The following is an 11853-nucleotide window of genomic DNA, read 5'->3' as shown; positions in this document are numbered from 1 at the left end:
GATTCAATGCACCATCATCGGAGAAGGCTACCCTCTCCTACTTGATAGAGCTACAGTCTTGACACTTGCAATATACTCCATTTGAAAAGTGCCCATCTATCTGAATGCACAAAGTATATTCAACAAGATTGTACATGTTAAACCCCGGGGATAGTATTAAGACCGAATGGACAATGGGCTATAGCAGGCACGAATGCTACCCATCTTGAGCAGCTCGACGAGCCCTATCTTATCGATGTGGGCTTTGGAGCCGCTACACACCGTACTGCTCTTCCGTTGGATGGTAATAAACGAACTGACACCAATGGTACTCATCAGGTGACACAGGCTACTGAACGGACATTTGATTTGATTCAGGAAAACGAATTAGGTAGTAGAACGTTATATCGGTTCCATACAGCCAAGAAAAACCTTGTCGACTTTCATGAAGGGTGCGTATTCAATCAAGTCGCCAAAGAATCCTCTTTTACGCACCACGATATCGTCTCTTGCGCAACGAAGACGGGGCGAATCACATTAGTCGACCAAAACCTTGACCGTAACGGAAAACGGCGTTCACGCAGCATCTGAGCTTTCAGCAGAAGACAAAGTATACGTATTACAAAATGTATTCACTCTTTATGTATAACAAAAAAGTGTGGAAAATGGAGATTATCCCATTTTCCACACTTTTCATTTACACCTTATTTTTTCTTTGTCAATCTACCTACAGCAAACGCCCCTGCAGCTAGTCCAATCATTGTGTTCGTTTTCTTGTTGAATACTTGTTTAACCACAAGATTTAAGTTTTGTGGTCTTTCTGCAAGACGACGCATAAAATAGCCATACCAGTCTTGTCCAAAAGGAACATAAGTACAGAAGTTATAGCCTTCTTTAGCTAATTGAAGTTGCATGTCTTTTCTAAAGCCGTATAACATTTGGAATTCAAACTTGTCATTCGGAATGTTGTTTTGTTTAACGAATAATTTAATATGATTGATGACATTGTGATCATGTGTTGCAATCGATGTGAATTTACCATTCAATAAATGCCATTCGATCAGTTTGATATAATTTTCGTCAATCTGTTGCTTCTCTTGATAAGCAACATTTGCTGCTTCCTTATAAGCGCCTTTTACAATGCGTAGACGGAAATCTTTATATTTATGAAGATCTTCTTCTGCTTGGAAGAAATAAGCTTGAATAACCGTACCAACATTATTGTAGTCCTTCGATAGTTCTTCCAAAATATCGAAAGAAGGCTGAAGGCGTGCGTGATCCTCCATGTCAAAATTGACGAAAATATCATAGCTATGCGCTTTGCTAACAATTTCTCTTAAGTTTTCTAAACAGAAATTATAGTCGATATCCAAACCAAGTTGTGATGGTTTTAACGAAATATGAGCGTCAACTCCGTGTTCACGAATTGCCTCAATAACCGAAAGGATTTGTTCTTTTGCAGCAGTTGCTTCGGATTTTTCAAATACAAATTCGCCGAGATTATCAACCGTACAAGAAATTCCGTGTGCGTTCAGTTCTTTAATACTTTGAATTGTTTCTTCTACATTTGTTCCCGCTACAACGTTTTGTGCCCCTAATTTTAGGCCGTACTTTTTAGCTGCACTATTCAAAAGTTGATTTTGAGATAAACCCATAAAGATATCTTTTAGCATGTCATTAACTCCTCATTACTATTTTATTTTTTAATTATACCATACTCTGCCCGGACTTTTACAACAAAATTCACTACATTTCGCTGCATTTTAACTACTTTTTTCACTTATTTTCGACTATTGCTGAAACGCTTTTCGAGTCGACTTTGCCACACTTCAACGAGAACACTGATGCCCCAATATATGAAGCCGACAAGAATATAAACGGTCAAATAGTCAAATTCCCTACCTCCGACAATTTTTGCCCGCTGAAATAATTCTGGTACAGTAATCATCGCCGCTAACGAAGAGGCTTTAATAAGATCAAGTAGTACGTTTGACAAAGGGGGGATCGCAATCCGAGTCGCTTGGGGCAAAATTACAGACAACATCGTTTGCTTAGCAGTCATCCCGAGTGCCGTTGCCGCTTCCCATTGGCCTTTATCGACCGAATTTAGCGAGGAGCGAATAATTTCGGCCATATAAGCAGATGAATGGAGACTAAAGCCTATTATCGCCGCTGTGATCGCCGAAAACTGAATACCAATGTTCGGCAAGCCGAAGTAGAGCAGGAATAAAAACACTAACATGGGTGTGCCGCGCATATAGGAAATGAATAGTCGTGCAGGCCACCTAATGATTCGCCAGTTCGAATTTCGTCCAAGTGCAAGGATGAATCCGATGAAAAGGCCAATTGCCATGCCGGCGAATGAGATTAGAATAGTATAGCCGATTCCCTGTAAAATATAAGGTAGCGATTCAATAGCCAGTTGCAAGTCGAAGATGTTGCCCCAGTCGATGGCCACCACTTTACAAACCGCCTTTACAGTTAATCAATATCAAAGTCTTGTTCAACTGATACATCTTCACCGCCAAAATATTTCTTCGACAATTCTGAGATAGTTCCATCGGCGTGTAAATCATCCAAAATTTTGTTCACTTGTGTTAATAGTTCCTCATTATCTTTTTTCATAATAATTGCTTGCACATTCGGATGATATTTAATATCCGGATGAATCATAATTTCGAATTCGGGAAATGCAGCTAGTGCTAATTTTTGTAAATAATAATCATTTAAAATAACATCCGTGCGTCCCAAATCAACATCACGCAAGTAGACATCATTAGTCACATTGTCATAAATGACTTCTTCCGCACCGTAGTCACGTCCAACTTGCATATAGACGGACGTCGCAGCCCCAGCGGCTTTTTTTCCTTTTAAGTCTTCCAAGGTCTCAATGCCTGAATGATCCGATTTACGGACGATTGCCGTGCCGTATGAATACTTGTAAGGCTTAGAAAACGAAAATTTTTCTTGGCGTTCTTCCGTAATTTCAATATCATTTACCGCAAGATCCACTTGTTCACTATTTAAAGAAGTGAGCATGCCATCTAGCCCCATCTCTTTAAATGAAACATTCAATTCTAGGCGTTTGCCAATTTCTTTCATAATTTCAACTTCATAACCTGTTAATTCGTTATTCTTGCCATCATGATAAGATGCCGGATAAAGTGTGCCAGATGTTGCGACGACAATTTCTCCCTTTTCTGTGATACGATCCCAAACGGAAGGTGCCGCTTTGTCTTTTTCCGCACCGTTACTAGCACTTGATCCGCAAGCAGCCAGAACAAACATCGCTAAAAATATACATAAAGACAGGGTGATGTGACGAAGATGATGTACTTTTGTCATATGAACTCTCCTTTGATCATTAGTAGGACACAAATACTTGTCCACTGAAAATTATAATGTATTCCGACAGAAGATGTAACCCTTTTCCCCTTCAATGGAATATCCGAATTGTTGCGAATTGAGCATGCATTTAAAAAGATTTCATCGTTAATAATTTGTGGTATATTGGTCTCAGTACTTACTGGAGAAAGGAGTTTACCCGGATGAGGAAATCCATTGAATTGAACAAAGTAAAAAAACTTATTCCTATTTCACTCAAGGGATTCTCTCAAGTTATGTTAATCGAAAATGCTCTGTCTGGAGCTCTAATATTACTAGGCATTACAATCCACTCACCACTTCTTGGTTTAATGGCACTCATCTCGTCTATAGTGGGGACAATAACAGCCCACTATTTACATGCAGATAAACTTGCAGTCAGCCAAGGTATTTATGGTTTTAATTCCCTGCTATGCGGAATTGCCATTATGTTATTTCTACAAAATGATTGGCGTTGGCTGATTACACCAGTCGCTGCAATTATGGCCGCCGTACTGATGTTTTATCTATCAAAATACACGGCTAAATGGAAAATTCCCATTCTCACCTTTCCATTCGTTGTTGTAACATGGATTGGTCTGCTAGCTGCCTATCAGGTAAAGGGCTTAAAAATCAATCCTGAGTTTGTTGCAACGTCTCCAGCAAATTGGAATCTACCAATCGAGGGAACACCTCATTTCTTTCTAGCTTTAATTAAAGGAGTTGGAGAGGTCTTTATCATTGACTCATTGTGGGCGGGATCGCTCATATTAATTTCCCTATTTGTAGCTGGGTGGAGGTATGGTGTCTATGCTATAGCCGGAACCTTCATTTCATGGTTAACAGCCATCTCACTTGGGGTTAATTCGGAACTACTTAATATGGGTCTTTACAATTATAATGCAGTACTAACAATAATTGCCGTTGGACTATTATTCGATGACAAGCGTAATTTCCCGCTTGTTGGTATATTTGCCGCGGCAACAACCGTGCCAATTTCAGCCGGGATAGAGTTACTTATTTATCCCCTTGGGCTTCCTGCGCTAACATCACCATTCATTATTAGTACCTGGTTGTTCTTGTTGATTCGCAAAAAGATTGTGCAAAGACTTTAACGCAAATTGAAACACCCCCGTAGTAGTGATACATCACTACTACGGGGGTGTTTCTTATTCATAATTTAAATTGTCCAACGACCTTTTCAAGCTCACTTGCCATTTGGCTCGTTTCAACGGACCGTACAGCAACTTCTTCAATCGATGCAGTCGTTTCCTCGGCAGCTGCCGAAATATTATTTGTCGAACCGTCAATGACATGAATCGATTCCGTCAATTGATTAATGAGTGCTACAACGCGTTCTGAATTCTCCGCCTGGGATGTTGTCAAATCTGAAATCATCCTGATTTCTTCAACAGTCTCTGATACGGCAGTTGTGATATCACTTAAGGATTGCGCTGTCATACGAACCGTTTCCGTCCCAGATTCAATGAGTGTTGTACTTTCTGATGTTGAGATGACAACTTGTCCGATACTTTCTGTAATATCACGCACAAGTTTTTCCACTTCTAATACTTCTTTATTTGACTGTTCTGCAAGTTTCCGGACTTCTTCTGCAACGACGGCAAATCCTTTACCATGGTCGCCGGCACGTGCAGCTTCAATCGATGCATTTAAAGCTAGTAAGTTTGTCTGGGCTGCAATACCCGCAATTGAACCTGTAATATCTTGGATTTTCGTTGTAGATTCAATGAGATTCTGGATTGTTCCGCCTACCCCTATGGAGGAAGTTCGGATTTCTTCGATATCACTACGAATATCATTGGCGCGTTGCTGACCTTCCCCGGCTATCTGCATCGTCCGTTGGGAGTTTAGTACACTTTGTTCCGCTTTTACTTTTGAATCTTGAATAGCATCGGCGAGAGTCGACAAGATGGATGAGGCATGCTCAGCATTCGTTGTCCCATCAGAGATTGATGCGGCTGTTTCCTCCATATTTTGTGCAACATGTTGGGCAGCCTCTTGCATCTCGTTTAATGATGCGGCTGTTTCAAGCGAGTTTTTTGTCAATTGAGTCGCTGTGGTTTGCACAGTACCAATCATACTTCGTAAATTAGCTGTCATGATATTCAACGTGCGTCCAAGATCACCTATTTCATCGTTTCCTTTGACTGTTGTGTCTTCAATCGCAAGATTACCATCGGCTATTTCTTTTGCATGTGCAATTAGTTCTGATATCGGTTTTGTCCTGCGTCTAATTAAGAAAAGCGTAATAATGGACGCGATGATCATTGGAATAAGACTTATCAACATACCATTTCTAACAACATCCCATGTCCGCTCACCAACAATTGATCCATCAAAATCAATCACACTAATCGCAATGATTTTGCCAGTTGGATCATGGTTTTCAAAAATGGGCGCATAGCCAGATAAGCGTTTCATCCCTTTGAATTCATATAGTTCAGAGTAAGTTGAGTGCTTCATATCTAGCATCATAGCTACCGCTTTTTCATCCATCGGAACCGAATCTCCCGGTTTTAATCCTTTTTCACGCGAGTAGTCGTCAAGTGCCAGGATTTTCCCAGTCAAATCTAGTATGTATTGCGTTTCAAAGATATCTTTATGTTCAATCGTCCAATTCAAACTTTTACCGACCGTATCCATCACCTCTTGATCGCCATCTAACATTTTCTTCACATCTTCAGCGCGAATTAACCCAGTAGTAATATTCGCACAGCCGTAAGCTTCAATACCCGCAGCATCGTATAATTTATCATATGCTGTTTTATATGTTGCAATGGATGTAATTGCCAGCATTGCAATCATAATACCGATAATAATTGCCCCAAGCTGAACGGTCAATGTATTCTTCATCACTTTTCCCCCTACCATACTAGTAACTAGGTACATATTACCTGCACTAATATCCTATAATACTATATATTGTAATAGAAACAAAGGACTATTCACGATAGTGCTCCATAAGATCGGGAAATGCTCTTAATTCGCTTATACCCTTCTCGCTTATTGAATAAACTCCCCTTTGAATCCTTTCAAACCACCCATCGTAATTTTTAGTCAGAATGGATAAGGTCTTCTCCCCTGTCCCCATTTGTCTTAATGATTTTGGCGAGAGCGGTCCGTTGTGTAGGAGACAACAGGCTATATGAATACAATTTTCTTTATAGGCGGATAGTATTTTCGTCTGACTACTTCCGCCCGTATTGTAATCGCCTGATCTCCCTGCAATTTCGGACAAAACTTTATTTCTTTTCTTCTTACTTTGTTGCATACTTTTCACTCTATTAAAAGGAGCTGGTTCGTAAATAACGGTTAGAAGTACGTCATCCTCCTGGAATTCTACCGTTATCAGACCTAACTCTAGCCTTCTTATTAAATGACAACTATCTCTCCACTTTTTCGAACGGAGACTATATTTGGGTTTGGGGATGGCGACATAGACTTGATCCGTCATGCGCTGTCTTTTAGTCGCTTGAATGAGAAGATCAATCGTCAGTGACAGTTTCAACTCTACTATCACTAACTCACTTTCTTTTACGGCAGCTACGTCACAATGATTTACTTCCCCATACACATCGTACCCTTCTTTGATAAAATGATTTTTAACGGGTTGATATAAATCAACTTCATAGCGTTTGTTTTCTTGCTTTTTCATCGTCACTGCACACATCCTTAGCTAACGATTTTATCTCGAAATGAATATTTTGACATTAAATTTTTTAAAATCAAACATTTATTCTCAATAATGGTACAATAGAAATGAATAATTAACACCTATTTTTGGAGGTTTTTATCAATGAATGAAAAAACGATTTTTGAACTTATTCATGCTTTCGAACAAGTGAACCATAAAATGATCGTTCGCTGGAAAAGTAGATCTGCTCATAATCTTGGAATCTCGCATATTATCGTCTTGCACGAGTTACGCCAAGATGGTGAATCCAGACCTTCCGATTTGGCGAAACGCTTAGGCTTCACCCCAGCATCGCTGACACATCTATCTAGCAAATTGGCTGCCCAAGAATTGATACATCGTAGGCAAGACGACCTTGATCGTCGTACCACCTATTGGTCTATCACTGAAAAAGGTATCGCCTTACTCGAACAAGCACAAAAAGATGGTAATGCAACACGTGGAGAGTTATTTTCACATCTTTCCGAGGAAGAGCAAGAAACACTACTAACCATTTATCAAAAACTTGATCAATCCTTACAATAGTAAAATGAATCAACCGGGGCGTAATTATGCCAAGGCATTATTTATGATAGAAAAAAGGCGCTGTCTAATACGTCCCTAAAATAAAACAGGTGGAGAAAAACGATTCGTTTTTCTCCACCTGTTTTTGTATCTTGTTACTTAGAATCCAAAAAGGTTATCCAGAAATTCAGTGAAAACTGACTTTCTGGATAACCACATGAATACTTAGCTACCTAACATTAACGTAATTTAATTGATCCACCATCTACCATGATTGTTTGTCCAGTGATATAATCGGAATCCTCGCTCGCTAGGAATACTGCTACACGGCCAATATCACTTTCTACTTCTCCAAGTCTTCTCATCGGGATTTTAGCTAGCATCCCTTGATAATATTCTGGATTATCTTCTGCCCATTGCACCATACCAGGGGATTTAGCAATCGGAGAAATTAAGTTAACATTGATGCCGAAAGGTCCAAATTCATTTGCTGCTACACGCGTAACCGCACGAATAGCTTCTTTTGCAGCCGCATAAGAAGCTTGGTTTACATCGCCGTTAAGACCGGCACCAGATGAAAAGTTAATAATTTTCCCTTGTGATTCTTTTAGGTAAGGAAGAGCCGCTTGCATAAGGAAAAATGTTGGGTAAAAACCAGTATTAAACGAGAAATCAAGCTCTGCTTGCGTTGTTTCTTCAATTGACGCCATTTTCGAAGCATGCGCATTGTTTACTAAGATATCAAGTTTACCGTATTTATCAGCTACTTGTTTAACGATATCACCAAGCTTATCGTGTTCAGTTAGATCGGCTTGAATGAACATTGACTCAGGCTGATACTCCTGTAATTGTTTAATCGTTTGCTCGCCTACCTCTTGATTCAAATCGACGATAACAACTTTGGCGCCTTCTTTAACCATCGCTGTTGCCATACCCATACCGATACCGCCAGCTCCACCAGTAATAATTGCTACTTTATCTTGTAATTTCATAATAAATCGTCTCCTTTTTTATGAATACTGTCGTTTACTTTGATTGTACTTGCGCCATATAAGCTTGGAAATCAGCGATACTTGGATTTCCAATATAGTGACCGCCTTCAACTTGAATCGTTTGCCCTGTGATGAATTTAGATTCATCCGAAGCTAAAAATACAACTGTATGACCGATGTCGTCAGCTTCACCATGATATGGAAGTGCATTGTACTTACCGAAAATATCAAGCACTTCTTCTGGCATATTGCGTTTTGCAGCAGGCGTCAAGATTAACCCCGGTGCAACTGCATTACAACGAATTTTATCTTTCCCGTACTGTGTCGCAATGTACATTGTCAAATTGACAACAGCTGCTTTGGATGCACCATAAGCAGAACGAACAGCGTCACTAGCAAATCCTGCCATAGAAGCCGTATTAATAATTGAACCGCCACCTGCTTTTTGCATATGTGGAATAGCATAACGGCTACCAATTAAAACACTCTTCGCGTTAACATCCATCAAGCGATCCCATTCGTCCAAATCGATGTTTACAACGTCTAAATCTTTTTGGAGATTCGTTAGACCAACATTATTATAAAGGACTGTAATTGTACCGAATTGTTCAACTGTGAAATCAACCGCATCTTTAATCGACTGCTCTTCACCCGCATTCAAAAAGATACCGACAGCCTCGCCGCCTTGCTTGTTAATCTCTTCGGCAGCTTGTTTTGCACCTTCCACGTTAAAATCAGCAATAACGACTTTGGCGCCCTCTTTTGCTAGCAATGTAGCTGCAGATAAGCCAATTCCAGAGGCTCCACCTGTTACTAAGGCTACTTTCCCTTGCACCCTGCCCATCTGTACACCCTCTTTCATGTTGAAATATTATTTACTCATCTATTTTAACATTAAAACATATAGGATGAAATAGATATGCATAAAGGCTTTACAAATAATCGATATGATAAACTGAAAGTAAAGGAAATGGGGTCGTAAGATGTATGTATTTATTGTCAATCCGTTGGCAGGGAAAGGTCAAGCCTCATTACTATGGGATGAAACGGAGAAAATCCTACAACAACGGAATATTGACTACCGCGTACTGATTAGTAGTTCAGAATCGGACGCACAAAACTTTATGTTAGAAATTCTACAATCGTATACAATTAAAACCATCGCTGTGATTGGCGGGGATGGAACGACAGGCTCTGTTATTCAATCTATCGCCAAAACGACTACCGCTTTGGCAATCCTGCCAGCTGGTTCAGGCAATGATACTGCACGTATGTTTCGACTAACTAGACAACCAAGCCGCTTCATCGACCAATTAGTAGCACACCAAATAACAACAATTGATTTGCTCCACGTCAATGACCGATTTGGTATTTCTGTAGTGGGGATTGGCATAGACGCCATGATTGGGCAACGCGTCAATCAATCTTGGTATAAACCATTTTTGAATAAGGTTGGTATTGGCTCGTTCGCTTATCCTATCGCAGCTGTTTTAACATTACTATTCTTTCGTCCCTTTTCGGGCAGCGTGACCATTGACGGCGCCAATTATAAGTTGGGAATCGCTTGGCTAATTGCATGTGGCAATACATCTTCTTACGGAGGTGGATTAGTCGTATGCCCGCAAGCCCTACCAACCGACGGTGTTTTCAATTTAACAATGCTTCATGATGTTGGACGAATGAAAATCTTATTTCGGCTTTTTCCCGAGTTGCTTCGCGGGCAACCTATTCTTCGAAAAGGTGTAAGTTACATAGAAGGAAAAGAACTGGTTGTCCAAACAGATAGAGCTGTTTCTGTCATTGTCGACGGAGAAGTCGTCACATCTACCCCACTCCGCATCGCCATTCATGAACGGGCATTGAAGTTAGTTGTTACTACTTAATATTTTAATTATTTACCGATAATTTTGAACACTCCGGTATTAATTGTGAGAATGTTGTGTTATGATTACAAAATGTTCAAATGATAACGGAGGTTGTTGACAGAATTATGAATCTAACAAACACGAAACCAAAAACCTTTCATGTGGAAGAAATCCTTATTGCCAACCAGCTATTAAAGGATGTTGTTGCACATACACCATTACAAAAAAACGAGCGATTATCTGAAAAGTATGATTGCCATGTGTATGTAAAAAGAGAAGACTTACAACATGTACGTTCCTTCAAACTACGCGGGGCCTATTATAAAATTAAAACCATTGAAACGGATGCGCGTGACAAAGGAGTCGTCTGTGCTAGCGCGGGAAACCATGCCCAAGGTGTTGCCTATGCTTGTGCACACTTAGGTATCAACGCAAAAATATTTATGCCCCAAACAACACCTAAACAAAAAATCAATCAGGTAAGAATGTTTGGCCGAAATGTTGTTGAAATCATTTTAGTTGGTGATACATTCGATGACACTTCAGCCAAAGCAATTGAGTATGCAACAGCTAATGATCGTATTTTCATACACCCTTTTGATGATTATGATGTCATCGCGGGGCAAGGAACGGTAGCAGTAGAAATGATGAATGATATCGAAGAGCCTCTCGACTTCGTATTCGGCGCTATAGGTGGTGGTGGACTTATGGCCGGTCTCAGTACCTACATAAAGAATGTCTCCCCGCAAACGCATATGATTGGTGTTGAGCCGGAAGGTGCAGGTAGCATGAAAGCTGCCTTTTCAAATGATGATATAACCGTATTAGAAACCATTGATAAGTTTGTAGACGGCGCAGCGGTCCAATGTGCCGGGCGATTGACGTATGATATTTGCCGTAAATATCTGGATGATATCGTCCTTGTGCCAGAAGGTAAAGTATGCACGGCCATCTTAGATCTATACAATGAACATGCGATAATCGCAGAACCAGCAGGTGCTTTATCAATCGCTGCGCTAGATTTTTATAAGGATGAAATCAAAGGTAAATCCGTCGTCTGCGTGATTAGCGGCGGCAATAATGACATCGGTAGAATGCAAGAGATTAAAGAGAAATCATTACTTTACGAAGGACTTCTCTATTATTTCATTGTCAAATTCCCACAACGAGCCGGTGCGTTACGCCAGTTTTTAGATGAAGTTCTAGGACCTGAAGACGATATTACTACTTTTGAATATACGAAGAAAAACAACAAAGAAAGTGGTCCAGGTCTTGTCGGCGTAGAATTAAAGAGAAAAGAAGATTATGAGGGTCTTATTCAGCGCATGACCGAATGTGGTTTTTCATTTAAAGAAGTGAACAAAGATAGTACATTATTTGAATTGCTCATCTAAATAACCCTGATAATCAAACGATGTAGTTTGATTATCAGGGT

General features: G+C 40.0%; 12 protein-coding genes. 5 read left to right on the top strand and 7 right to left on the bottom strand.

From position 1 onward, the window contains the following. Positions 1 to 150 precede the first annotated feature (150 nt). A complete protein-coding gene (locus tag ACIQ0H_RS16155; RefSeq protein WP_403417179.1) occupies positions 151 to 570 on the top strand; it encodes an arylamine N-acetyltransferase in 420 nt (139 codons plus the stop codon). 113 nt (positions 571 to 683) lie between these two features. Here the strand turns inward: ACIQ0H_RS16155 and ACIQ0H_RS16150 are convergent, their stop codons facing one another. The 3 genes from ACIQ0H_RS16150 to ACIQ0H_RS16140 all read right to left on the bottom strand — a co-directional run bounded on the left by ACIQ0H_RS16150 (position 684) and on the right by ACIQ0H_RS16140 (position 3324). Further along, positions 684 to 1652 (bottom strand): proline dehydrogenase family protein, encoded by a 969-nt coding sequence (locus tag ACIQ0H_RS16150; protein WP_403416844.1) that lies wholly within the window; start codon positions 1650 to 1652, stop codon positions 684 to 686. A 107-nt stretch (positions 1653 to 1759) separates the two neighbouring features. Then, complete coding sequence (locus ACIQ0H_RS16145; RefSeq protein WP_403416841.1) at positions 1760 to 2440, bottom strand: amino acid ABC transporter permease; 681 nt, start codon at positions 2438 to 2440, stop codon at positions 1760 to 1762. A 20-nt stretch (positions 2441 to 2460) separates the two neighbouring features. Beyond that, positions 2461 to 3324, bottom strand: coding sequence for a transporter substrate-binding domain-containing protein (locus tag ACIQ0H_RS16140; protein ID WP_403416839.1), 864 nt, complete (start codon positions 3322 to 3324; stop codon positions 2461 to 2463). 203 nt (positions 3325 to 3527) lie between these two features. On the opposite strand from ACIQ0H_RS16140, the gene ACIQ0H_RS16135 reads away from it, so the two are divergent. Continuing rightward, positions 3528 to 4457 carry an urea transporter gene (locus ACIQ0H_RS16135; protein WP_403416837.1) on the top strand — a complete coding sequence of 310 codons (930 nt, stop codon included), beginning with the start codon at positions 3528 to 3530 and terminating at the stop codon, positions 4455 to 4457. 58 nt (positions 4458 to 4515) lie between these two features. Here ACIQ0H_RS16135 and ACIQ0H_RS16130 read toward each other — a convergent pair whose 3' ends face one another. After that, positions 4516 to 6216, bottom strand: a complete 1701-nt coding sequence (locus ACIQ0H_RS16130) for a methyl-accepting chemotaxis protein (protein WP_403416834.1) — start codon at positions 6214 to 6216, stop codon at positions 4516 to 4518. Positions 6217 to 6304: 88 nt separating this feature from the next. Beyond that, positions 6305 to 7018, bottom strand: coding sequence for a DUF2161 domain-containing phosphodiesterase (locus tag ACIQ0H_RS16125; protein WP_403417176.1), 714 nt, complete (start codon positions 7016 to 7018; stop codon positions 6305 to 6307). Between the two features lie 141 nt (positions 7019 to 7159). On the opposite strand from ACIQ0H_RS16125, the gene ACIQ0H_RS16120 reads away from it, so the two are divergent. Next, the gene (locus tag ACIQ0H_RS16120; RefSeq protein ID WP_403416831.1) at positions 7160 to 7582 is read left to right on the top strand and encodes a MarR family winged helix-turn-helix transcriptional regulator; all 423 of its coding nucleotides are present in this window, start codon (positions 7160 to 7162) and stop codon (positions 7580 to 7582) included. Positions 7583 to 7800: 218 nt separating this feature from the next. Here ACIQ0H_RS16120 and ACIQ0H_RS16115 read toward each other — a convergent pair whose 3' ends face one another. Both ACIQ0H_RS16115 and ACIQ0H_RS16110 read right to left on the bottom strand, forming a co-directional pair. Beyond that, on the bottom strand, positions 7801 to 8556 hold the full coding sequence (locus ACIQ0H_RS16115) for an SDR family NAD(P)-dependent oxidoreductase (protein ID WP_403417173.1): 756 nt from the start codon (positions 8554 to 8556) through the stop codon (positions 7801 to 7803). A 31-nt stretch (positions 8557 to 8587) separates the two neighbouring features. After that, positions 8588 to 9397 (bottom strand): SDR family NAD(P)-dependent oxidoreductase, encoded by an 810-nt coding sequence (locus tag ACIQ0H_RS16110; protein ID WP_403416828.1) that lies wholly within the window; start codon positions 9395 to 9397, stop codon positions 8588 to 8590. A 139-nt stretch (positions 9398 to 9536) separates the two neighbouring features. On the opposite strand from ACIQ0H_RS16110, the gene ACIQ0H_RS16105 reads away from it, so the two are divergent. Then, the gene (locus ACIQ0H_RS16105; protein ID WP_403416825.1) at positions 9537 to 10436 is read left to right on the top strand and encodes a diacylglycerol/lipid kinase family protein; all 900 of its coding nucleotides are present in this window, start codon (positions 9537 to 9539) and stop codon (positions 10434 to 10436) included. A 107-nt stretch (positions 10437 to 10543) separates the two neighbouring features. Continuing rightward, positions 10544 to 11812: a threonine ammonia-lyase IlvA gene (ilvA, locus tag ACIQ0H_RS16100; RefSeq protein WP_403416822.1), complete on the top strand. Its 1269-nt coding sequence runs from the start codon at positions 10544 to 10546 to the stop codon at positions 11810 to 11812. Positions 11813 to 11853: the final 41 nt, after the last annotated feature.

The sequence above is a fragment of the Sporosarcina sp. NPDC096371 genome, assembly GCF_044762865.1.
GTDB lineage: Bacteria > Bacillota > Bacilli > Bacillales_A > Planococcaceae > Sporosarcina.
Note: the sequence above shows the minus strand (reverse complement) of the source record. Positions and strands in the feature narration are given on the sequence as shown.

Bases quoted from the DNA above. Each gene is read 5' to 3' on its own strand.
- ACIQ0H_RS16130 (WP_403416834.1), bottom strand. From the start codon at position 6,216: ATGAAGAATACATTGACCGTTCAGCTTGGGGCAATTATTATCGGTATT.
- ilvA (WP_403416822.1), top strand. From the start codon at position 10,544: ATGAATCTAACAAACACGAAACCAAAAACCTTTCATGTGGAAGAAATC.
- ACIQ0H_RS16105 (WP_403416825.1), top strand. From the start codon at position 9,537: ATGTATGTATTTATTGTCAATCCGTTGGCAGGGAAAGGTCAAGCCTCA.
- ACIQ0H_RS16135 (WP_403416837.1), top strand. From the start codon at position 3,528: ATGAGGAAATCCATTGAATTGAACAAAGTAAAAAAACTTATTCCTATT.
- ACIQ0H_RS16150 (WP_403416844.1), bottom strand. From the start codon at position 1,652: ATGCTAAAAGATATCTTTATGGGTTTATCTCAAAATCAACTTTTGAAT.
- ACIQ0H_RS16125 (WP_403417176.1), bottom strand. From the start codon at position 7,018: ATGAAAAAGCAAGAAAACAAACGCTATGAAGTTGATTTATATCAACCC.
- ACIQ0H_RS16140 (WP_403416839.1), bottom strand. From the start codon at position 3,324: ATGACAAAAGTACATCATCTTCGTCACATCACCCTGTCTTTATGTATA.
- ACIQ0H_RS16110 (WP_403416828.1), bottom strand. From the start codon at position 9,397: ATGGGCAGGGTGCAAGGGAAAGTAGCCTTAGTAACAGGTGGAGCCTCT.
- ACIQ0H_RS16120 (WP_403416831.1), top strand. From the start codon at position 7,160: ATGAATGAAAAAACGATTTTTGAACTTATTCATGCTTTCGAACAAGTG.